The organism is Candidatus Accumulibacter phosphatis (assembly GCF_000024165.1).
Lineage (GTDB): Bacteria > Pseudomonadota > Gammaproteobacteria > Burkholderiales > Rhodocyclaceae > Accumulibacter > Accumulibacter phosphatis.
In genome coordinates, this window is record NC_013194.1 from 12,414 (window position 1) to 33,677 (window position 21,264).

General features: G+C 62.2%; 18 protein-coding genes, 2 tRNA genes and 1 riboswitch. Of the genes, 16 read left to right on the forward strand and 4 right to left on the reverse strand.

The genetic code is table 11. The features are described from left to right. Positions 1-43 precede the first annotated feature (43 nt). Entirely contained in the window at positions 44-835 is a 792-nt protein-coding gene (aroD, locus tag CAP2UW1_RS00065) for a type I 3-dehydroquinate dehydratase (RefSeq protein WP_012806844.1), read from the reverse strand. Beyond that, positions 836-1,597 (reverse strand): TerC family protein, encoded by a 762-nt coding sequence (locus tag CAP2UW1_RS00070; protein WP_012806845.1) that lies wholly within the window; start codon positions 1,595-1,597, stop codon positions 836-838. It lies immediately after the preceding gene. A gap of 444 nt (positions 1,598-2,041) precedes the next feature. Here CAP2UW1_RS00070 and CAP2UW1_RS00075 point away from each other — a divergent pair, with 444 nt between their 5' ends. Then, a complete protein-coding gene (locus tag CAP2UW1_RS00075) occupies positions 2,042-2,725 on the forward strand; it encodes a transglycosylase SLT domain-containing protein (RefSeq protein WP_012806846.1) in 684 nt (227 codons plus the stop codon). A 53-nt stretch (positions 2,726-2,778) separates the two neighbouring features. On the opposite strand, the gene plsB is transcribed toward CAP2UW1_RS00075, so the two are convergent. Together plsB and fusA are read right to left on the reverse strand one after the other, a co-directional pair. After that, the gene (gene plsB / locus CAP2UW1_RS00080; protein ID WP_012806847.1) at positions 2,779-5,250 is read right to left on the reverse strand and encodes a glycerol-3-phosphate 1-O-acyltransferase PlsB; all 2,472 of its coding nucleotides are present in this window, start codon (positions 5,248-5,250) and stop codon (positions 2,779-2,781) included. 32 nt (positions 5,251-5,282) lie between these two features. Continuing rightward, the gene (gene fusA / locus CAP2UW1_RS00085) at positions 5,283-7,331 is read right to left on the reverse strand and encodes an elongation factor G (RefSeq protein WP_012806848.1); all 2,049 of its coding nucleotides are present in this window, start codon (positions 7,329-7,331) and stop codon (positions 5,283-5,285) included. A gap of 248 nt (positions 7,332-7,579) precedes the next feature. Between fusA and CAP2UW1_RS00090 the strand changes: the two genes are divergently transcribed. The 15 genes from CAP2UW1_RS00090 to CAP2UW1_RS23410 all read left to right on the forward strand — a co-directional run bounded on the left by CAP2UW1_RS00090 (position 7,580) and on the right by CAP2UW1_RS23410 (position 20,845). Continuing rightward, entirely contained in the window at positions 7,580-9,877 is a 2,298-nt protein-coding gene (locus CAP2UW1_RS00090; protein ID WP_012806849.1) for an NADP-dependent malic enzyme, read from the forward strand. An 81-nt stretch (positions 9,878-9,958) separates the two neighbouring features. Next, positions 9,959-10,034 (forward strand) — tRNA-Ala (locus CAP2UW1_RS00095). A gap of 25 nt (positions 10,035-10,059) precedes the next feature. Beyond that, a tRNA-Glu gene (locus tag CAP2UW1_RS00100) sits at positions 10,060-10,135 on the forward strand. 624 nt (positions 10,136-10,759) lie between these two features. Further along, positions 10,760-12,319 carry a DUF4384 domain-containing protein gene (locus CAP2UW1_RS00110; RefSeq protein ID WP_012806850.1) on the forward strand — a complete coding sequence of 520 codons (1,560 nt, stop codon included), beginning with the start codon at positions 10,760-10,762 and terminating at the stop codon, positions 12,317-12,319. Positions 12,320-12,557: 238 nt separating this feature from the next. Beyond that, positions 12,558-12,833 carry a hypothetical protein gene (locus CAP2UW1_RS25145; RefSeq protein WP_012806851.1) on the forward strand — a complete coding sequence of 92 codons (276 nt, stop codon included), beginning with the start codon at positions 12,558-12,560 and terminating at the stop codon, positions 12,831-12,833. A 38-nt stretch (positions 12,834-12,871) separates the two neighbouring features. Further along, on the forward strand, positions 12,872-13,198 hold the full coding sequence (locus CAP2UW1_RS00115; RefSeq protein WP_012806852.1) for a hypothetical protein: 327 nt from the start codon (positions 12,872-12,874) through the stop codon (positions 13,196-13,198). Between the two features lie 21 nt (positions 13,199-13,219). Next, a complete protein-coding gene (locus CAP2UW1_RS00120; RefSeq protein WP_041567617.1) occupies positions 13,220-14,146 on the forward strand; it encodes a hypothetical protein in 927 nt (308 codons plus the stop codon). Further along, positions 14,143-14,454 carry a hypothetical protein gene (locus CAP2UW1_RS25150; RefSeq protein ID WP_012806854.1) on the forward strand — a complete coding sequence of 104 codons (312 nt, stop codon included), beginning with the start codon at positions 14,143-14,145 and terminating at the stop codon, positions 14,452-14,454. Before CAP2UW1_RS00120 ends, CAP2UW1_RS25150 begins: the two co-directional genes overlap by 4 nt. Then, on the forward strand, positions 14,441-14,746 hold the full coding sequence (locus tag CAP2UW1_RS00130) for a hypothetical protein (RefSeq protein WP_012806855.1): 306 nt from the start codon (positions 14,441-14,443) through the stop codon (positions 14,744-14,746). Before CAP2UW1_RS25150 ends, CAP2UW1_RS00130 begins: the two co-directional genes overlap by 14 nt. An 8-nt stretch (positions 14,747-14,754) precedes the next feature. Further along, on the forward strand, positions 14,755-15,363 hold the full coding sequence (locus tag CAP2UW1_RS23400) for an OmpA family protein (RefSeq protein WP_012806856.1): 609 nt from the start codon (positions 14,755-14,757) through the stop codon (positions 15,361-15,363). 66 nt (positions 15,364-15,429) lie between these two features. After that, complete coding sequence (locus CAP2UW1_RS00140; protein WP_291911541.1) at positions 15,430-15,702, forward strand: hypothetical protein; 273 nt, start codon at positions 15,430-15,432, stop codon at positions 15,700-15,702. Positions 15,703-16,026: 324 nt separating this feature from the next. Next, a complete protein-coding gene (locus CAP2UW1_RS23405; protein WP_012806858.1) occupies positions 16,027-16,521 on the forward strand; it encodes a FecR domain-containing protein in 495 nt (164 codons plus the stop codon). 3 nt (positions 16,522-16,524) lie between these two features. Then, the gene (locus CAP2UW1_RS00150; RefSeq protein ID WP_012806859.1) at positions 16,525-17,121 is read left to right on the forward strand and encodes an OmpA family protein; all 597 of its coding nucleotides are present in this window, start codon (positions 16,525-16,527) and stop codon (positions 17,119-17,121) included. A gap of 22 nt (positions 17,122-17,143) precedes the next feature. After that, positions 17,144-20,137, forward strand: coding sequence for a caspase family protein (locus tag CAP2UW1_RS00155; RefSeq protein WP_012806860.1), 2,994 nt, complete (start codon positions 17,144-17,146; stop codon positions 20,135-20,137). A 24-nt stretch (positions 20,138-20,161) separates the two neighbouring features. Beyond that, a complete protein-coding gene (locus CAP2UW1_RS23410) occupies positions 20,162-20,845 on the forward strand; it encodes a YMGG-like glycine zipper-containing protein (protein ID WP_012806861.1) in 684 nt (227 codons plus the stop codon). 243 nt (positions 20,846-21,088) lie between these two features. Continuing rightward, positions 21,089-21,188: riboswitch (TPP riboswitch) on the forward strand. Positions 21,189-21,264: the final 76 nt, after the last annotated feature.

Here is a 21,264-nt window from a genome sequence, read left to right on the forward strand (position 1 = left end):
CTTGTCCAGGGGGCGCCGGCAACATGCAGCGCTTGATCGGCAGTCATTTTCCCGCCAGCGAGCGCCGTAGGATGTCGAGAACGATGCGCAGGTCCTCGATCGCTACCTGACCCGGAGCCGACGCCTTGTCGCCGACCGCGAAGGTCACCGACGAGCCGAAGGTCCAGCCGAAGAGGCGGCTCAGCGAGCCGTAGGGGCCCATCGACACGCTGATGATCGGCAGCCTGAGCTGCCGGCTGCCGGCGAGTGTCGCGCCGAGCAACGTCAGCACGTCGTCGATGGCGCGCGGGGTGACCGCCACCTTGGCGATGTCGGCACCAGCCTCCTCCATCGTCACCAGCTTGGCGACGATCTCGGCGGCTGGCGGCGTCTGCTGGAAGTCATGAAAGGAGGCGATCAATTGGGCTCCAGAGTGGTGCGCAGCCTGCCGTGCGGCCTGGAAATGCTGCGGCTCGTTGTTGATCTCGTAGTCTACAAAATCGACGCAGCCTGTCTCGCACACGGCCCGGTAGAGCGACAGAACCTGCTCTTCCTCTATCCCGATCGGCTCGCCGCCCTCGCGCGTCGAGCGGCGCGTGAAAATGATCGGCACGCTGCCGGCCTGCTTCCTGATCTCCCTCGCCAGCGCGACGACGCGCGCGCTGTCGGCGATGCCGGCGAAGAAATCGACGCGCCATTCGATCAGGTCGGGGCACTTCGCGCAGACGACGGCCACCTCGCGCAGAATGGACGGTTCATCGCGGGCGACCAGCGGCGTACAGATCAGCGGCTCCTTTCCCCCGGCAAGCGGTTGGCCGCGAACGTCGATGCCCTTGCTCATGCCCAAGTCACCCATTCAGTCGGACTCCCGGCGAGTGTACGGTTGGTGCAGATGCACTGGCGGTACCGACTTGCGGCGCAGGCGGATGTTGAGCATCTCGACGGTGACCGAGAAGGCCATGGCAAAGTAGATGTAGCCCTTCGGCACCTTGTGGCCGAAGCCCTCGGCGACCAGTGCCACACCGACGACCATCAGGAACGAGAGGGCCAGCATCTTTATCGTCGGATGTCCGGAAACGAAGCGCCCGATGGCGGCGGCAAACAGCATCATCAGGCCAACCGAGGCGACGACAGCCGCGATCATCACCGCGACCTCGTCGACCATGCCGACCGCGGTAATGATTGAATCCAGCGAAAAGACGATGTCGATGACGATGATCTGCAGGATGATCGCCGAGAAGGTCGCGCGCACCGCGGTCGATGCGTGCCCTTCTTGGCCTTCGAGCAGTTGGTGGATTTCCTGCGTGCTCTTCCAGATCAGAAAGACCCCGCCGCCAATCAGGATCAGATCGCGCGGCGAGATTGCCTGCCCGAACGCGCTGAAGAGCGGCGCGGTCGCGCCGACGATTACCGACAACAGCAAGAGCAGCGCGATGCGCAGGAACATCGCCAGGAACAGGCCAAGCTTGCGCGCCTTCTCGCGCGTCGCTGGCGGCAGGCGATCGACAAGTATCGAAATGAAGATGATGTTGTCGATCCCGAGTACCAGTTCGAGGGCGGTAAGGGTAGCGAAAGCCAGCCAGGCCTGAGGGCTGGCCAGCAGCGACATGACGTCCATGCAGTTATCCTGAGTAGGGTCCGCGCCGAGGGCGGCAAAGCGCCATTATAAGGAGCCTTGAGCACCGTCGCCGGCGATTTGCGACCGCGTAGGCAGGGGCTCGGGCCGGGGCGATGGAGGGCGCCGAGTGCGCCGGCGGGGCGTGTCCGGAGAATGCGAAAGGCATGTTCGGCGCGCCCGCGAGCTTCGCTTGGCGGCCTGGCCAGTCGGGGCGGGTTGACGAAATTCAAATTAATCAATACACTGCAGTTTCTCGTGCAGCAACCGAGCCAATCCCGGCTATTCTGCTGCACTCTCGCCGCTCTGCCTGTGGGTTTCCAGACCGCACAGAGTTCCGGCCTCAGGGTAGGTACCTCCCGCGTATTCGAGGCTTTGCACCCGCCTGTAACCGTCCATCGTCGTGCCGTCTTTTCTTGGCGCGACGACCAAAGTGAAGGAGAGAGCATGTCCGCAACTATCTCGCTAAAGAGTATTACCGGGCGTCGTACGGACGCCACTTTGAGCTTTATTCAACACAGCATGATGATCGTTGGCCTGATGCTCCTGCTGGGAGCGGTCAAGCCTCTTTTCGGCGGCCGTAGCGATACCGACGCGCAGCAGGCCGCCGAGGTGGCAACGGTCAGCGAAGCGGCCGAGGCGGAGCCGGTCAAGGCCGCTCCCGAGGCGCTGCCGCCACACCTGCAACGCGTTCTCGACTTCGTTTCGCGTCGCTACCGGGTCGCCCCGGAAGCGCTGGTTCCGGTCTTCGAGGCCGCGCAGACAGTTGGTCGCGAGCGTCGCGTCGACCCGCTACTGATCATCGCCATCATCGGTATCGAGTCGCGCTTCAACCCGTTCGCGGAAAGCGCTTTTGGCGCCAAGGGCCTGATGCAGGTGATTCCGGGCTATCACATGGACAAAGTGCCGCAAGGGGCAGGCGAGCAGCCTTTCCTCGACCCGGTGACCAACATCCAGGTCGGCGTGCATGTCCTGGAAGAGGCAATCCGCTGGCGCGGCGGCCTGACGGCTGGCCTGCAACACTACGGTGGCGCGCCCGACGATCCGGAGACGGGTTACGCGAACAAGGTGCTCGCCGAGAAGCAGCGCCTTGAGCAGGCCGCCAGGCGCGGTCCGGGCGCACGCGTCTAAGCGGCGTTGCCATTTGTCGCGATTCGCCGCGATTCGTCGCCAAGCCGGGGGGGCTAGGCCGCCACGCCGGCGCGCGCCATCCGTCGGATGGCTTGCCTGGCTTCGACCGAGAGGACGAGCTCCGAATGCGCCAGCGGTGTCAACAGCCGCTCGTCGAAGTGCAGTAGGCCGTCCTCGGTCTCGTGCAGGAATTCGCCTTCGATCAGATTGCCGATGAACGCCGCGAAGGTCACCTTCTCGGGAAACTCGGGCGTATTGAACTCGTAGAGCAGGGATAGCCGCTGTGCCAGCCGATGGCAGTTGTCCTCCAGCGCCGGGCGAGTCAGGTGGCCCGAACCATGCCGCTCGAGGAGCGCCAGGGTGAGAAAGTGACGTTCGAGCAGCGGTCGAATGGTTTCGCCGAGCAGGCGCAGTTCGACGAACTCCTGGCTGATCGGTTCGGGGGCGGCCAGCCGGCCTTCTGCTTCCGGGTGACGCAGCAGGGCGCGGGCGAGGAGCACGCGAATGATGGCTTCGCTGGCTGCGGCAAGCTCGTCGCCCGACCAGCGCAGAAACAGTTCCGCCCGCATCAGGGAGCAGATGCCAGCCACTGCCTGGGCGACGCGCGCGGCGTCGAGGTCGCGGTTATGGCTCACCAGGCAGGCGATCACCGCCGGCAGGGCAAAGAGGTGCAGGACGTTGTTGCGGAAGTAGGCGAGCAGTGGCGCCTGCTCCCGGGGCGCGCGAATCAGATCGCCGAGCGGATCGCGGAAACGCTCGACGAGCGTCAGCCGCTCGGCGTAGCCGACGACCTGTTGCGGATCGAGCGCGCAGCCGATCGTGGTGGGCGCGTAGGGCGCCAGACTGCTGAGGGCCTGGTAGTGTTCGATCATCCGTTGCAGGGCGTGCTCGTCGGCGGTGTGCTTCGGCGTGGCCAGCAGCGAGAGCGCGACCAGATTGACCGGGTTGAGCACGGCCGCCTCGTTGATCCGCTTGGCAAGTTCGGCTGCCGCGTGTCGCGTGGCGCGGCGTGACCAGTGCGACAACGTTTCGGCGGGTTCGTCGCGCCACCCCGGCTGCTGCACATCGAGAAAGCCGGCCAGCGCCAGCGGTGCGCCGAAGTTGACATGCACCTTGCCGAACACTCGCTTGATGCTGCGCACGCTCATGAAGAGTCCCCATAGCGATTCGCGCTGCTTGGGCTGGCCAGCGAGTTCATCGAGATACGTGCGTCCCTCCATCACCTTCTCGTAACCGATGTACACTGGCAGGAAGACCAGCGGCCGCACATGCTCGCGGATGAAGCTTTGCACTGTCATGCCGAGGATGCCGGCTTTTGGCGCCAGCATCCTGCCGCTGCGGCTGCGCCCGCCTTCGATGAAGTACTCGATCGGGAAGCCGCGCGCCAGCATCAGGTGCAGGTATTCGTGGAAAACCGCCGCGTAGAGCGGCTCTCCCTTGAAGCTGCGGCGCAGGAAGAAGGCACCGCCACGACGCAACAGCGAACCGACCAGCGGCAGGTTGAGGTTGGCGCCAGCAGCGATGTGTGGCGGCGTGAGTCCCTGGCGGTGGATGATGTACGAGAGCAGCAGGTAATCGATATGGCTGCGGTGACACGGGACGTAGACGATCTCGTGGCCAGCTGCGATGCGACTCACGACGTCGAAATTGTGCAACTCGATACCGTCGTACAGGCGCGTCCACAACCAGTTGAGGAACAGTTCGAGCGCGCGCACGACACCGTAGGAATAGTCGGAAGAGATCTCGAGCGCGAAGCGGGCGGCGCGCGCCCTTGCTTCGGCAGGCGAGATACCCTGAGTCGCTGCCTCGCTGGCGATCGCCAGGCGCACCTGCTCACCGGCGAGCACGGCGTTAACCTGCGTGTTGCGGTGTGAGAGGTCGGGCCCGATGGCCATCTGCCGCTGGCGGCGGAAATGGACTCGCAGTACCCGCGACAGCTTGCGTAGCGCCGGCTCCTCGGCCAGCCCTCCCTGCAGCAGTTCGCGCAGCGAGATCGGGGCGTTGTAGCGGACCAGTACGTGCCGGCCGTGCAGCAGGATGGCCAGCAACTGCCGCCAGGCGCCCGGCGGTCGCCAGGTTTCCGAGAACAACGCCTTGAGAATCGAATCCTGCTGGTCCGGACTGCGTCCCCAGAGAATGAGGACAGGCACCAGTTGCACGTCGACTTGCGGGTCGGCGACCGCCTGGCCGAGCAGGCTCGCCAGCAAGGGGGAGTGAGCGCCGCCGTCGCGTGCCCTGCCGGCCAGGCGGCGGTCACGGTTGAGAAAGAAGAAGGAGCGCGGCAAGCGCTGTCCGCCGATCGCCATCGGCGCCTCCGCGCGCGGCAACCCGGCCTGCCTCGACTCCTCGAAGAGAACCAGCAGGTTCGAGAGATGCCGGTCCTGAAGGACGTAACAGACCGGTTTGCCCGGGTCGAGGCCAAGTTCCTGAACGCTTGCCGGAAAGACGGTGGTGCGCACCCACAAATACAGTAGGCGGCGCGCCAGCGGGATGAACCAGTCGGAAACCTTGAAGAACTCGGCCAAGCCCTGCCGCTCCGTCGCCGGCGTACGCGCCCTTACTCCTCCTCGACGACCTTGTGCTGGGAAGCCAGGTGCTGCTGCGTCGCCGGTGGTACCTGCGCGTAGTGCGAGAAGGCAATGCTGTATGACCCCTGGCCGCCGGTCAGCGATTTCAGACGCGACTGGTAGCCATCGAGTTCGGCCAGCGGCACCTCGCCGGTGATTGCCATTACTCCAGGGCCACGCGGTTGCGTACCGGTCAGATGGCCGCGCTTGCTGGAAAGATCGCCGGTCAGGTCACCGGTCATTGCCTCCGGCGCCAGTATTTCGATGTCGACGACCGGTTCGAGGATGATCGGCTTGGCGCCGCGAATCGCTTCGACGGTGGCCTTGCGGGCCGCCGTGAAGAAGGCGATGTCCTTGCCATCGACCGGGTGCGACTTGCCGTCGTGAACGGTGACGCGCAGATCCTCGACCGGGAATCCGGCGACCACGCCGTCGGCCAGCGCCTGACGAACGCCCTTCTCGACCGCCGCCATGAAGACTCCCGGGATGACGCCGCCCTTGACGATATCGACGAATTCGAAGCCGGCGCCGCGTTCGAGGGGTTCGACGCGCAGGGCCACTTCGCCGAACTGTCCTGCGCCGCCACTTTGCTTCTTGTGCCGGCAGTGTCCTTCGGCCGAACCCGTGATGGCTTCACGATAGGCAATCTGTGGTGGCTTCGTATCCAGTTCCAGCTTGTACTGCTGCGACAGCCGGTTCAGTTTCGCCCGCAGGTGCATCTCGCCGAGACCACGGATCACCGTCTCGTTGGTTGTCGGATGGCGTTCGAGCCTGAAGCACGGGTCCTCCACTTCGAGCTTGCGCAGGATCTCGAACAGGCGCTGTTCGTCGGCCTTGCGCCGGGCCTGGACCGCCAGGCCCTGCATCGGCTGCGGAAACTCGAGTGGTTTGAGGTGGATCTGATCTTCGTCGTGGGAATCGTGCAGCACACAGTCGAACTCGATCTCGTCTACCTTGGCGATGGCGCCGAGGTCGCCCGGTGCCAGCGACTCGACTTCGACGTATTCCTTGCCCTGCAAGCGGTAGATGTGACCGACCTTGAACGGGCGCTTGCCGTCACCGACGAAGAGCTGCGAATCCTTTCTGATCGTCCCCTGATGGACGCGGAACACCCCGACCTTGCCGATGAAGGGGTCGCTGACCACCTTGAAGACGTGCGCCAGTACATGCTTGTGCGGATCGGGAACGGCCGCGAAGGCTTCTGCCGGCCCGCCGGGCTCGCCCCGATAAAAGGGCGGCGGATTGCCTTCGTGCGGATTGGGCGCCAGCCTGGCCAGGACGTCGAGCAACTGCGGGATGCCGGCGCCGGTCTTGGCCGACACGAAGAGAATCGGAATCAGGTGGCCGGCGCGCAGCGCCTTCTCGAAGGGGACGTGCAGTTCATCGGGGCTCGGGTCGACACCTTCTTCCAGGTAGCGCGCCAGCAGATCCTCGTCCTCCTCGACGATCTGATCGATCAGCGCCCGGTGTGCCGCCGCCACCGATTCGAAGTCGCTCTCGCCGGCGTCGTGGCCGAGCAGTTCGACGACTTCGCTGCCGTGTTTGGCCGGCAGGTCCAGCAACATGCATTCCCGACCGAAGCGTTCGCGGATCTCGCCGACCAGCGCCGGCAGATTGACGTTGTCGGCATCGATCTTGTTGATCACGATCATCCGGCAGACGCCGCGAGCCTCGGCCAGCTTCATCATGCGCTCACTCGATAGTTCGATGCCGTTCTGGGCATTGATCACCACCAGCGCCGTGTCCGCTGCAGCCAGCGCGCCGATCGCCTGACCGGCGAAATCGGGGAAGCCGGGCGTATCGATCAGATGAACCAGCACACCCTGCCACGAAAAACTCGCCAGTGCCGAACTCAGTGAGTGGCCGAATTCCTTCTCCTGCGGGTCAAAGTCGCAAACGGTATTGCCCTTCTCGACGGCACCGCGGCTGGCGATGGCGCCGGCTGCGGCGAGCAGGCTTTCGGCAAGCGTCGTCTTGCCGGAAGCACCGTGGCCGACGAGAGCGACGGTGCGAAGGTTACTGGTGGCGGTCTGGCCCATTCATCATCTCCCATGAAGTCGAGTGCACGCCGCAGCGGCAGGGATAGCCACGTGGCATGGTGGCTGGGCGCGCTCCCGCCATTTTACTCCGGCCAAGGCTGAATCGCTTGCTTGTCGTTTTTTTGCCTCGCGCGGGTGGCTGGGCGGCTCCTGGGGCGCTATCCAAAAGCCATCAGTTTTGTGTAAACGGCGTGACTCGGCTAGAGTGACGCGCTTTTACGTCGATGAACACCGTGTCAGGAGGCAGCATGGAAAACGACCAACCCGATCAACGTCAGGCCGATCTTCGCGAGGCCGCTCTTGAGTACCACCGTTACCCGACTGCCGGCAAGATCTCTGTCCAGCCAACCAAGGCTCTGAGCAACCAGCTCGACCTCGCGCTTGCCTATTCGCCGGGCGTTGCCTACGCGTGCCATGCGATCGTCGATGACCCCGGGTCGGTCAGCCTCTACAGCTCGCGAGCCAATCTCGTCGGCGTCATCACCAACGGTACGGCCGTGCTGGGACTTGGCAACATCGGCCCGCTAGCCGCGAAACCGGTGATGGAAGGCAAGGGCTGTCTGTTCAAGAAGTTCGCCGGGATTGATGTCTTCGACATAGAACTGGCCGAGAGCGACCCGGATCGGCTGATCGACATGATCGCGGCGATGGAGCCGACGCTTGGTGGCATCAATCTGGAAGACATCAAGGCCCCGGAATGCTTCTACATCGAGGCGAAGCTCAAGGAGCGGATGTCGATCCCGGTCTTTCATGACGACCAGCACGGCACGGCGATCATCTCCGCGGCCGCCATCCTGAACGCGCTCAAGGTCACCGGCAAGCCGATCGGCGACGTGACGGTCGTCTGCTCGGGTGCGGGCGCGGCTGCCATTTCCTGCCTCAACCTGTGGTGTGACCTGGGCTTTCGGCGCGAGAACATCGTCGTTTGCGACTCGAAGGGCGTGATCTACGTCGGCCGTGATGCCGACATGGAGCCGACCAAGGCGCGCTATGCCCGGGAAACCGGCGTCCGAACGCTGGCGGAGGCGCTCGTCGGTGCCGACGTCTTCCTCGGGCTGTCGGCGGCCGGCATCCTCCAGCCCGAGATGCTCGCCACCATGGCCGAACAGCCGATCGTTTTCGCGCTCGCCAATCCGACGCCGGAAATCATGCCGGAACTCGCCCGCGAGGTCCGTCCCGACGTGATCATGGCCACCGGTCGTTCGGACTATCCCAACCAGGTCAACAATGTCCTGTGCTTCCCGTTCATCTTCCGCGGTGCGCTCGATGTCGGCGCCACCGGTATCAACGAACAGATGAAGATGGCCTGCGTCAAGGCGCTGGCGGCGATGGCGCACCAGGAAGTGAGTGATGAAGTGGCCATGGCGTACCCGGGCCAGGAGTTGTCGTTCGGTCCGGAATACCTTATTCCGAAGCCTTTCGACCCGCGCTTGATCACCACCATCGCGCCCGCCGTCGCCGAGGCCGCGATGCTGTCAGGCATTGCAACCCGACCGCTCGGCGATCTGACCGCCTATCGGGAGAAGCTCAGGGAGTTCGTCTACCGCACCGGCGTTGGCATGCGCGCGGTTTTCTCGGCCGCCAAGCGCGGGCGGAAGACGCGCATCGTCTATCCCGACGGTGAGGAGGAGCGGATGTTGCGCGCCGCGCAGACGATTCTCGACGAGGGCCTGACGCGGCCGATACTGATCGGGCGTCCTGACGTGATTGCGTCGCGGCTCGAGAGGATTGGCTCGAAGCTGCGTGTCGGCAAGGATTTCGAACTCGTCGATCCGAATAGCGACGGTCGCTACAAGGAATGCTGGACGGCTTACCACCAGTTGCGCAAGCGCCAGGGTGTGACGATCGACATCGCCAAGACGCGCCTGCGCAACAACAACACGATCATCGCCGCGATGCTGCTCCGGCTGGGTTACGCCGACGGGATGATCTGTGGTCTGTCCGGCCGTTTCGGGCATCATTTGCGGCAGGTCGACGAGATCATCGGTAAGGCCCCGGGGTGCAACACCATGGCGGCGATGACCCACCTGCTGCTGCCCGGACGCGCCCTTTTTCTCTGCGACACGCACGTCAACGCCGACCCGGACACCAATCAACTCGTCGAGATAGCGCTGATGGCCGCGGATGCCGTTCGTCGCTTCAAGATCAAGCCGAAAGTGGCGCTCCTGTCGCATTCGAACTTTGGATCGTCGCAGACGCCTTCCGCTCGCAAGATGGCCGAGGCCGTGGCCATCATTCGTGCAAGAGCCCCAGAGTTGGCGATTGACGGCGAAATGCATGGCGACAGTGCGCTTTCACAGGCGATCCGCAGGCAGGCGGACCCCGAATCGCCGCTTGTCGGTGAGGCCAATGTGCTGGTGATGCCGAATCTGGACGCCGCCAACATCTCCCACCACCTGCTGAAGATGACCGGCGGGGATGGCATGGCTGTCGGCCCGATCCTGCTCGGCGCGGCGCGCCCGGTGCATGTGCTCTCGCCGACGTCTACGGTTCGCCGCGTCGTCGACATGACTGCGCTGGTGGTGGTGGACGCGGCCACTAAGTAGGCGCTGCCGCGCCCTCGGCAAGACTCCTGCTTCAGAGTTTACATGGATAGGTGGGAACCCTATAATCCGAGCTTCTTTCGAGGGGGTATAGCTCAGCTGGGAGAGCGCTTGCATGGCATGCAAGAGGTCCGCGGTTCGATCCCGCGTACCTCCACCAGCAAGTCGAAAGAAACCGGTTCGGGGTCCCCATCGTCTAGAGGCCTAGGACACTACCCTTTCACGGTAGGTACCGGGGTTCGAATCCCCGTGGGGACGCCAAGCAGCTATGCTTTGTTTGCCGCGACGACGTGCTGGTAGCCGCTACCAATCAGTTTGTGAGCGTCGAGCGACTCGGGTGAACTTCGCCCGAACAGTTTTCGCTGGTGTCCCGTAAGTTCGGTGGACTTGCGTGCCAGGTGTGCGCTCAGGTCGGTCACGACGCGGCGATTGCCACTTCCTTCTTCGCCACACTCCCCTTCGTCGTCGGAACTGCGACATTCTTCACGAGAATTCAGACGAGCGTCGTGCAAGATGCCATGGTGCTCCTGTCGCCGACTTCCGTGGAGAAGCGCAGTACAAGATGCCGGTCATGGTTCTCACAGCGGGGCAGCTCAGGTCAACCACTACTGCGGCCGGACGTTAGTGTAGTTGTCATGTGGGGCATGCCGTCTCGCCAGATAACGGGTGGGTAACGGCGAATTGGGAGAGACTCAGCCTGGTGAGCGAACTGCTTGGCGACCTTGTCGGCGATCAGGATTCGTCTCTGCTCTTACGGCTGGTCGGCTGTCGTTCGCAACAACTTGCAAGCGGGCTCGGTCGGCGAGCTATACTTGCGATGCGGGTTGAGGCGTCTCGGCATCGCGAGGCGGGGAACGTAGGGCTCACTTGGTACGAAGGGTCAGAATGAAAAAATTCGGTTTGTCGTTGATCGCTCTGTCGCTGTTGCCGATCCCGGGCTGGGGTAACGACATTGGCGCCGAGGTGCAGTCGGCCGCAGCGCCGAAGACACCAGCAATCAAGACCATCACCAACTTTACTCAGTCGTTGCGCTGCATGGATGAGCTCTTGTACGCCTACGGCAAGCAAGGCATCGCCATCACCTCAACCGGCATCCCCGATGAAACGGGCAAGGTGAAGACGGGTACCAAGGAGATGTTGATCACTGCCGTCTCCAAGATGACCGTCAAGAGTAACGCGTTTGATTTCATTGACTTCCATTCCGGGGCCGATGACTTGGGAGCGCTGTTCGCGGCGCGTGGCGATCAGAATCGCCTCATGCCTGACTATTACATTCGCGGCTCGATCACTCAGATGGACGACAACAGCGTCCGCAAGAACAAGGGTGTCGGATTTTCGCTGCCGTTCCTTGACCTCGGGGTGTCGAAGGATGACGCCTACGACTTGATCAGCATGGACCTGAGTATCGGCGATGCCGCCACGCGCAAGATCATTCCGATCACGAGTACCTCGAACACGCTGGTTCTCATGAAGGGTGGTATATCGGGTGAGGGTGGCGGCAAAATTGGTAAGGTCGGCTTGAGCTTCAACATTGACGTCAGCCGTAGTGAAGGCGTCGGCGCGGCGACCAGGACGCTCGTCGAACTGGGTCTCATCGAAACGCTGGGCAAGTTTACCCAAGTGCCATACTGGAAGTGCCTGGACACGGATCTGACCAATCCGCTGATTCGCGAGCAGGCGCGGGAGTGGTTCGACAATGCCAAGGAGAATGATCGAATCCTTTTCGTGCAGCGCAAGCTCGCCGGGATGGGACGTTATGACGGTCCGCTCAATGGTGCAATGAACGCGACGCTAAAGACTTCGATCTCCGAGTACCAGGCGGCGAGTGGTTTGATTGCTGACGGTACGATAAACTTTGATCTTTATGCCAGCCTGCTTGACAACCTGCAAAATCAAATTGCTGCGCTTCCGGCGGCCGGAGGTCCGAAGTCGAACTATGTTCCCGGTGTGAGCCCGGCCAGCCGGCCGCCAGCGGTGACGCAAGTGGTTGCGACACCCGCAGCTGGACCGATGAATGCGCCCAACCCGATCTTCAAGATGAAACTTGACACCGATCGGGGGAGCAAGCCGGCGTACCGTGTCGGCGATTTTCTCAACCTGACGTTGTCGATGAATACGCAGGGTACGGCGTATTGCTACTACCAGGATGTATCAGCGACTACCGCGCGGATATTCCCGAATCAGTTTCGCTCCGATTCGTCAGTCCCCGCCGGTGCTGGCGTAAGGATACCGTCTGGCGGCTTCAAGATCAGGTTCGACCGGCCAGGACCCGAGCGGGTCGCTTGTATTGGCTCAGACCGTGAGTTGGTGATCCCAGGATCCTTGCGTGGTGCGCGCGATCTATCCCCTCTGCCCGTCAAATCGGTGGACGAGGTTATCGGCCAGTACAAGCAGAACAATCCAAGTGCGGTGGTCAGCATGGTTGATATCACGGTCAGTCAGTAGCGTAGCGAATGACATGGCGACCCAACTTCCTTCTTTGCCGCAGGATCTGCCCCGTCTCTTGGGACTGGTCCCCGCAGCGATCCTTGGCTGTTTCCTTGTCGTATCGAGCCAGCCTGCAGTTGCTGAGATCATTGTCGGAGGGAGTGGTGGTTCGGCGCCCGGAGGCGGTGTCGCATCGCAGGGCGCTCGCGACGCTCGACAGCGTGCGACAGTCGAACGCTGGAAGGGTGACGGCGACATGAACAGTCCGAACGTCGTTATCATCAATGGGGTTAACAACGGCGTCGGTGGAAATGACTGGTCCGCTACCGGCTCACCGGCTGCCAATAGCGCCGCGCACAACAAGAGGCGGGCCACTGAGAATCGCGTCTTTCTTGGCGATGACGCGCCAACCCCGGCCGTTGTCGTGGTCCCTTCCGGACAGAATGCTGCCCCTTACTACGGCTCGCCGGCAGAAGAGTCGGCGTCGAGGAACGCTGCGCGCGCCAACGCGTACCGGCAGCGCAATGATTAGATGATGCCGCGTCGGCGCAGCCTTGAGGAGAGTCACCAATGAGGTTTCCTGCAGCAGTTTTCTTGTTTGGTTTCTCGCAACTGACCGCTGCGCAAGTGTCAATCGATCTTCCTGGTGTCAGCGTGAAGACCGGGGCGGGGTCGTCCGTCTCCAAGTCCGGGAACACCGTGGCTAACGAGAAGGGCGTTATCAGTCCCGATGCTGACGTTGAAGGCGTGGTGATCATCAACGACGCTCTGAGTATTGACGGCGTACCGATTGCTCGGGGAGTCACGGAGTACGTTTCAAAGAAGACAAGGAAGGTTTATTCCATCCGGTGGGGAAAGAAGGGTGAGGGTGTGACCGTCACCGAGAAAACCCGATGACAAGGCCGGCCCAACGGTGTTTTGGTTGAACTGGAGGAACTCGTGCGTTTGCCTCAATTCGTGAATCGCGTGGTGCTGGTGCTTGGACTAGCGGCGGGCTTGCTGGGAAGCGCGTTCGTCGGTGCTTTCGAGGTGAAAGAGGGCGACCTGAAGACGATCTTCTACGCCAAGACCGATGTACCTGTCGTCTGGCGTTATACGCCCAACAGCGAGGTGATGATTCTCGACATGCCGGGACTCGAACTGTTGGGTCGGACGTTCAACCGGGTCACGCAGTTGACTGAACAGCAGTACACGGAGGCCTATCCACGTGTGCTGACCTCGCAAGAGCTCTCACGATACATCGGCAATGCACACCGCACCTTTGCGAACTTTGCTGCCGGTCATGATCTGCGCATTTCCGATCTTGTCCAGTTCTTCAACCTCGCCGACCGCGACAAGGTTGAGCTGTTTCCAGAGGAGTATGCGCTGCGCGATTTTCTCCTGCAACAAGGCCTGATCAAGGAGTGGCGCGGGTTCTACCAGGCGCAGAAGCCGCATTCGATCATCCTGTCGATCCCACAGGTCCAGGACCGGCGGGGGAACGAGCCTGCGCTGACGAGTCAGGCCCGCTACGCGATTCTGCTGCATGAACTCTCGCACGCCGAGTTTCACACCAACGCGGCCTATAACAAGTACTGCAGGGGTTTTTGGGCGAGCGGACTGACGGAGTCGCAAAGAGAGGCTTTCAGGAAATTTCTCGCGGGTATGCGTTACTCGGTGGAAAACGAGGAGCTTGTGATCAACGAAATGCAGGCGTATCTGGTATTCACTCCGGATGCCGGAGCGTTTTCGGCCGCCAGGCTTGGGGTTTCCGAAAGCTCGCTGGCTGGTATGCGCGAGGCATTCGTACGCGGCCGACCGCCAGTGCAGCTACCGTTGCGGGTCAAGGCAGGGGAGTTGCCATGAGTAAACGTTTCTCGATGGGATGGTGCGCTGTTTTTCTTGTCGGGGCAGGGATACCCCTGTCGTGTCTGGCGCAGAAGACGACGCGCATTCAGGGAAATACCGAGATCAATGCCTCGTCGAACAACACGACGGCTGTCGCAGTCGGTAGCAACGTGGTCGCCAAGAACCGGGTTGGCGTTGTCCAGGGTGACAAGAAGGGAAACACACGCATCAACGTTTCGACCTCGAACGTCACAACGGTTGTCAGCGGAAGGAACAAGAAAGCGTGTACAAACATAGGAGCGATTGTCAGCGATGAATGCAAGTAAACCCATACTGGCGCAGTACCTTGTCGCCGCCATCTTCTGTGCGACGACCGGCGTCGCCTCTGCCGTGCAGAACCTCAATGCGTCTTCGCAGACCAAGGTTAATAATGCCATGGCGAAGGCTTGGCAAAAAGGCGGTAACCCTAACGATCCGGCCTTGCAGAAGCGGGTAGTCAATATCGGAAGCAAGAAGGCCGGGACGTGCGACGTCAACGTCGGGACGGTTCAGCCCGGGCAGAGGGCGCCGAAGGACATCGTCGTGACGACCAAAGAAGTTATCAACGTGTGCAAGTGAGAGAGCCCATGAAAACGAACCTGTATCGAGTGGCCCTGGTGGCTGCTTTCGTGACCCTGACCGGTGGTGCAACCGTGCTTCCCGCCGCGGCCGCTGACGATGAGACGTCCAGTCTCGATGAACTACGGCGGGCGATGACAGAGCCGTCCGAGGCTCCAAAGAAGAAGCGGACGCGGGCTATCGTCTTCGATGGCGACTCGGCGCAAGCGCCGGCCAGCGCGGCGCCGGCTGCCGCCGGCGGTGCTCTGGACTGTGCAGCCCTGCCACCGGATGTGAGGGCGACGGCTGTCCAGTTTCCCATCCAGTTTCGTCCGGGCAGTGCGAACATAACGCCAGCGTCTGGTAACACCCTCATCGAGATAGCAAAGATTCTGTCGCTGACGCCCGATCGCTGCATCATTGTCGAAGGGCATACCGACGCGGAGGGCAATGCCGATAGGAACATGGCACTATCGCGTGATCGTGCAAACTCTGTGGTGAAGTTCATTTCTGACAAGGGAGCGGTTGAACGGAGACGCCTGGTGCCGGTTGGCAAGGGTTCAACCGATCCGCTCAAGGACCTCGACCCGCGCGACTCACGGAATCGTCGCGTTGTGTTCAAGGTTGTCGCCGGCTGACGGCAGACATCGTTATCGTCATCATTATTTCTATCCAGGAGAAACCTTATGCGCACCATCAGCACCTTGATCATCGCCGCCGCCTTTGCCGCCTCCCCTGCTTTCGCCCAGAAGACCGAAGTCAAGGGCAAGACCGAAATCGACGCCAAGCAGGAAAATGTTGCTGCTGTCGCGATCGGCAAGGACAATACGGCGAAGAACACGGCCGGCGCCATCAAGGGCGATACGAAGGTTCAAGGCAACACCAAGATCAAGGCTGAGCAAAAGAACGCCGCCGCTGTCGCAATCGGCAAGGGCAACACCGCAGCCAACGAAGCCGGCGTCATCGGCGGCAAGTAAGTTTCCGGTCCTGAGGCTACCGCTGACGGATGCTCGTCAGCGGTAGCCTTTGGTTTTGTGAGCCGAGAAGGACAGCATCGGCATCAAGTACAACACAAGAGGCGAGGGAAGGGCTAAGATTCCGGCTTGGCGGCGAGTCGGTGGCACTTCGGCCGCCAAGAGGCGCAGCACCACAGCCGAGGACATAGGGTGCGAGGGACCGGAGGAAGGCAAGCAGTGGCTGTCGCAGATCGGTTGTTGCCGAGCGACGATCTTCTAGCACGTCCCCGTTGAGCGCCTGAACGCGATACGCTTTTCCGACCAACGCCTTTGTGGAAATCTGTCATGTTCAGAACAGGAATGCACAACACAATTCCCGTCACCGTAGCCAAGGGCGTTTTTTGCCTGTTCTTGCTGCATACGGGGACGGCCCGAGCAGCCGAACCTGGCGCGCCAGGGGCCCCCATCTGGGGCGCCCAGGTCAAGGTTTCCCGCGGTGTTGTCAGCATTGAGCGCGACGGGCAGCGCTACCCGGGTATCGTCGGTGCGCGGTTGAAGGAGAAGGATGTCATCCAGACTGGCGGAAACGGCTCGGTCGGCATCATGTTCAATGACAACTCGACCCTTTCGCTTGGCCCGGATGCGGAGGTGCTGCTGCAACGCTATGCTTACGATTCGACGACGTACATGGGCGCCTTCGATGCCTACATCAAACGAGGGACCGTCTCCGTGCAGGCAGGCAACATCGCCAAGCAGGCGCCAGAAGCCATGCGGATGGTAACTCCGAAAGCCGAGGTCACGGGAACGGCGAAGAATTACGTTGTCAGCGTTGGGGAATAGGGCATGAAAAGGCTAGCAATCACACTCGCACTGTCTTTGATGACCACCGCGTGCGCGCATCGCGACACTTATGTGCTGCTTCCCGACGGCAGTGGGCAGGCCCCGGGGGCGCTTACCATCAAACCTGCGGAAGGTGGCAACGCACTCAAGCTGGATCAGCCTTACCAGACCGCCAGGTCGACCATGGGTGGCGGCCTGGAAGCGGGAAGAACCGACGAGCAGGAAGTCAGGAAGCGCTACGGAGCGGCGATCGACGCTTCGCCGCCACCGCTAGTCCGCTTTACGCTGTATTTCCTCGAGGGTAGTGACGAACTGACGGCCGCCTCGAAGACTGAACTCGTGGCCATTCTGGCGGAGATCAAGGCGCGGCCGGTCCCTGATATCGTCATTGTCGGTCACACCGATCGCGTGGGGATGGTCGCCGATAACGATCGCCTGGCGCTACGGCGGGCAGACTCGTTCAGGAAGAAGCTGCTGCAACAAGGCATCGCAGACGAGGCGATACAGACGGCGGGTCGTGGTGAACGCGAGCCGCTGGTCAACACGCCGGACGAGACGCCTGAACCGCGCAACCGTCGGGTCGAGATTCTCGTCCGTTGATGCTTTTGGTGAGGGACGCGGCATGATCACCAGAGTGTTGCACGCGCTGGTGTTGTTCGGCTTGGTCGTCGGTCAGCTTGTCGGTGGGGAGGCACAGGGGCAGGTGTCCGTCGAGCCGATCCTGCGGATAGAGACTGGGGGCCACCAGTCCCTGGTTACGCGTGTGAGCACCGATGCCCAGGGACGCTGGGTCCTGACCGCCTCCGAGGACAAGACGGCCCGTCTTTGGGACGCCGCAACCGGTAAGTTGCTGTCCGTGCTGCGTCCGCCCATTGGCCCCGAAGGTGTGGGGGCAATCTACGCTGCGGCGCTATCGCCAGATGGCAAGCAGATCGCCTTGGGCGGCAACGCAGCGTTCGACGGCAAGACGCATTCCCTTTACCTGTTTGATCGCGCTTCCGGCCGGCTGCCCGCGAAAAGCACTCTGTCCGGGCTCGAAGCTCCGCTGACGCAGTTGGCGTGGTCGAAGGACAGCCAGTTGGTAGCGGTTGGTCTACGGCAATCCGGTTTGCGGGTGTTTCAGCGCAACCTCGGATTCGTCGGTAGCGACCCCGAGTACAACGAGGCGATCTATGGGGCGGATTTTTCGACTGACGGGCGGCTGGTGACGTGCAGTCTCGACGGTAGCGTCCGCCTCTATCGCGTAGACAAGAAAGGGCTGGTCCGGACAGCGCGCAAGCAGTTGGCGTCGGGTCGCCCCTACTCGGTCGCGTTTTCTCCGGATGGGAGCCTGATAGCCGTCGGCTACCAGGATGCCGGGCACATCGACGTGCTCGACGCCGCTTCGCTGACACCGGTGTACGCAACGCCGTCGAGTAAGGAAGGTAACCTCGGCCGCGTTGCCTGGACCGGTGATGGGCGGGTGCTGATCGGTGCCGGAACAGCCAGGGCGAACGAGCGCTTTGCCGTCTTCGCTTTTGGCGATGCTGGTCGGGGCCCGGCGCGCGAACTCGCTGGCTTCACCAACATCGTGACGGCACTGGCGCCTCTTCGGGATGGAGTTATCGTGGCGACCGCCGAGCCCTCGTGGGCCAGCTTTGATGCTGCGGGAAATCGTCGGCTTCTCGCCCGGCCGCAGACCGGCGACTTTCGTGATGCCGGAGACCGTTTCAAGGTTTCAGTGGACGCACAGCTGGTCTCGTTCCCGACCATTCCTGGTGGCGAGAGCCTCGTCTTCGATCTGGTGAAGGGTGATCTGCGTCGCCCCGGGTCAGAGGCGAAGGTCGAGCCACCGCGACAGCCTGGTTGGGGTGGTGGCCCGAGCAACTGGAAGAATTCGACGACGCCGAAGCTGGGTTCGCGCCAGCTGCAGCTTCGTCCCGGGGAGGTTTCGAGGAGCGTGGCGCTTTCCCCGGACAAGCAGCGCTTCGTCCTTGGCACGGAATGGTATCTGCGCGCTTTCGATAGCGAGGGCAGTCAGGTTTGGGAGCAGAGAACGCCGGCAGCGGTATGGGCGACCAACATCAGTGGCGACGGCCGATGGGTTTTGGCCGCACTCGGGGACGGGACGGTTCGCTGGTATCGCATGCAGGACGGCCGAGAGCAGCTTTCCTTGTTTGTCCATGTCGATGGCAAACGTTGGATCATCTGGTCGCCTGCTGGCTTCTACGACACCTCGCTGGACGGCGAAGACCTGGTGGGCTGGCACCTGAACAGAGCCATGAACCAGGCGTCGGATTTCTTCTCGGTGGGTCGTTTCCGCGACCGATTTTATCGTCCGGAGATCATACAAAGCATCATCCAAACGGGCGACGAGGGCGAAGCCATCCGTCAGGCACAGGCCGCTGCTGCCGCCCTGGCGGCGACGGAACCGCCCGCCTTGCCCGCTACGGCCGGGGCAAGCAAGGGTGCGGGTTCGCTGCCACCGCGACCAGCGGTAGCCGTAGAGAAGACCGCCGTGGCGACGGTGCTGCCGCCGGTGATCGACCTGCAGACCGAAAGCCAGATCGAGAGCTCCGCCAGCACGGTTCCTGTGCGTTTCGTGCTGCGTAGCCCGAGCGACGCACCCGTGAGCGAAGTCAAGGTGCGCGTCAATGACAAACTTGTGCGCTCGCTGGACAACAGGGCGTTGCGGAGCGCCCGCGGGGAAGCCCAGGAAGTTCAGGTGGCGGTACCGCCGGTCGATAGTCAGATCAGGCTGTTCGCCGCCAACAAGTACGGCAAGTCGGAACCGGTGGTGATCAATATCCGGCGTAGCGCGGCGCCATCCGGCAAGGTTGCGGAAACGCGTTTTGAAACCCTCTACCTCTTGATCATCGGTGTCAGCAAGTACCCGGAGGAGTGGAAGCTGGATCTTGCCGAGAAGGACGCGCGTGACTTCAATCACCACATGGTGCGTCAGGCCGGCCAGCTCTATGGGACGGCTCAGCCGCGCTTGTTGATCAACGAGCAGGCGAGCCGGGAGAAGATCCTCGAAGGATTGCGCTGGTTGAGGGAATCCGTTGGCGAGAAGGATGCCGGAGTGGTCTTCATGGCTGGTCATGGCGACCGGGTCGGGTCAGCCTACTACTTCATTCCCGGTGATCCCGACGTGCTGCCGTCGCGCTCGGAGTTCAAGAGTACGCAGGAGTTCGACGCGTGGAAGCAAAAGAACGCGCCGAAGCGGTGGGTGCCGGGTGAGGAGATCTCTCGTACTCTGCTTGGCCTGAAGGGTCGTGCGGCATTTTTCATCGACACCTGCCATTCCGGGATCAACGCCCGTCCGGGGCAGTCAACGAATCCGGACCTGACCAAGGCCCTCAACGAGATCAATGAGGAACGCGGGGTGATCGTGTTCGCCTCGTCGACCGGCAAGGAACTCTCGCAGGAAGACCCGGCCTGGGGCAACGGGGCGTTTACCAAGGCCATCATCGAGGGAATTCGCGGTGGCGCAGACTTCAGGAAGGATGGCCTGATTCGGCCGTCGACTCTGCAGAGCTACGTTACCGATCGAGTGATGGAGTTGACGAAGAAGGAACAGCGACCGGTGATCTTCACGGTCGGTATTGATGAGCCGATTGCCGTTAGGGGGCAATAGTTTTCTTGACAGGGGGAGTACAGCATGACGAACAGTCGTTTCACCTTGCGTCGTAGCGCCGCAGCGCTGGCGAGCGTAATTCTTGTGACGGCCTGCGCGACGAATCCGGATGGTTCGACAAGGATGGACGACCGAGCAACCGGTGCACTCATCGGTGCGGCAGCCGGATGTGCCGTCGGCGCGGCCGTGAACGGCGGCAAGGGTTGTCTGGTTGGCGCGGCAGCAGGGGCGGCGGTGGGCTTCCTGATCGGCTGGTACTTCGAATCGAAGAAGATTGCCAGTGCGAACGACGTCAATGCCGAGTACAAGAAGAAGAAGGGTCAGGTCGTTCCCAAGGACGACGTCAAACCGGCGAAGTTCGATACGGTTGTCAAGCCCGGTGTGCCGGAGAAGGACGGGCAGCGGGAAGTGCAGGTAACGTCGAATACGGACCTCATCGGCTATGGCGACAAAGCTCCGGAGGTGACCCAGAAGTACGCGATCTACGACGAGAACAACAAGCTGGTCGAGGAGAAGAGTGAGCGTGTGGCCGCCGTGGACGGCGCGGGCCGCTATCAGACGGACTCCAAGTTCAAGCTGCCGGCGTCGGCCAAGGGGAAGAAGTACACGGTCAAGACGAGCCTTGTCGCCAACAACCAGACCTACAAGGAGAACTCGTACAAGGTCTCGGTCCTGGACGATGGCTTCATGATCGCTATGGCCAATTGAGCGGGTGATCGGAAGGTGAGCAAGGACTGGCCGGGCGGCTTCCGCCCGGCCAGTGCCGTTTACCGACCCCGACCCCGTCGCCGCGATGATTCGCCGGACTGCGCGGATGGGGTCATGGCTTGGTCTTTGCGGCGATGGGTGGGGCGCGGGGCCGACAATCGTTTACCGATACGGCGGCGCCAGACGGACGGCGCGGTCCCCATCAACTTTCTTGCTAATGGCCTGACTTTCCAGTAACTTGATTGGGCACGTTGGGGGTGCCGCGCCGCTGTCCGGCTGGCTGAGAGAGTCCCTTCGAACCTGTACGGGTCATGCCGTCGTAGGGAAGCGGAGCGCATCTGGTGATGTGCTGTGTTCCGACTCCGTCCTGCCTCACCAGGCCCTTGCACGCTCCCCCTGTCAGCCGTGCTTTTGCCACA

What these genes read in the sequence shown, in the direction of transcription:
- CAP2UW1_RS00110 (WP_012806850.1), top strand. Translation starts at nt 10,760, where the DNA reads ATGAAAAAATTCGGTTTGTCGTTGATCGCTCTGTCGCTGTTGCCGATC.
- CAP2UW1_RS00075 (WP_012806846.1), top strand. Translation starts at nt 2,042, where the DNA reads ATGTCCGCAACTATCTCGCTAAAGAGTATTACCGGGCGTCGTACGGAC.
- CAP2UW1_RS23410 (WP_012806861.1), top strand. Translation starts at nt 20,162, where the DNA reads ATGACGAACAGTCGTTTCACCTTGCGTCGTAGCGCCGCAGCGCTGGCG.
- aroD (WP_012806844.1), bottom strand. Translation starts at nt 835, where the DNA reads ATGGGTGACTTGGGCATGAGCAAGGGCATCGACGTTCGCGGCCAACCG.
- CAP2UW1_RS00155 (WP_012806860.1), top strand. Translation starts at nt 17,144, where the DNA reads ATGATCACCAGAGTGTTGCACGCGCTGGTGTTGTTCGGCTTGGTCGTC.
- fusA (WP_012806848.1), bottom strand. Translation starts at nt 7,331, where the DNA reads ATGGGCCAGACCGCCACCAGTAACCTTCGCACCGTCGCTCTCGTCGGC.
- CAP2UW1_RS23400 (WP_012806856.1), top strand. Translation starts at nt 14,755, where the DNA reads ATGAAAACGAACCTGTATCGAGTGGCCCTGGTGGCTGCTTTCGTGACC.
- CAP2UW1_RS00070 (WP_012806845.1), bottom strand. Translation starts at nt 1,597, where the DNA reads ATGGACGTCATGTCGCTGCTGGCCAGCCCTCAGGCCTGGCTGGCTTTC.
- CAP2UW1_RS23405 (WP_012806858.1), top strand. Translation starts at nt 16,027, where the DNA reads ATGTTCAGAACAGGAATGCACAACACAATTCCCGTCACCGTAGCCAAG.
- CAP2UW1_RS00090 (WP_012806849.1), top strand. Translation starts at nt 7,580, where the DNA reads ATGGAAAACGACCAACCCGATCAACGTCAGGCCGATCTTCGCGAGGCC.
- CAP2UW1_RS25150 (WP_012806854.1), top strand. Translation starts at nt 14,143, where the DNA reads ATGAGTAAACGTTTCTCGATGGGATGGTGCGCTGTTTTTCTTGTCGGG.
- CAP2UW1_RS00150 (WP_012806859.1), top strand. Translation starts at nt 16,525, where the DNA reads ATGAAAAGGCTAGCAATCACACTCGCACTGTCTTTGATGACCACCGCG.
- CAP2UW1_RS00115 (WP_012806852.1), top strand. Translation starts at nt 12,872, where the DNA reads ATGAGGTTTCCTGCAGCAGTTTTCTTGTTTGGTTTCTCGCAACTGACC.
- CAP2UW1_RS25145 (WP_012806851.1), top strand. Translation starts at nt 12,558, where the DNA reads ATGAACAGTCCGAACGTCGTTATCATCAATGGGGTTAACAACGGCGTC.
- CAP2UW1_RS00130 (WP_012806855.1), top strand. Translation starts at nt 14,441, where the DNA reads ATGAATGCAAGTAAACCCATACTGGCGCAGTACCTTGTCGCCGCCATC.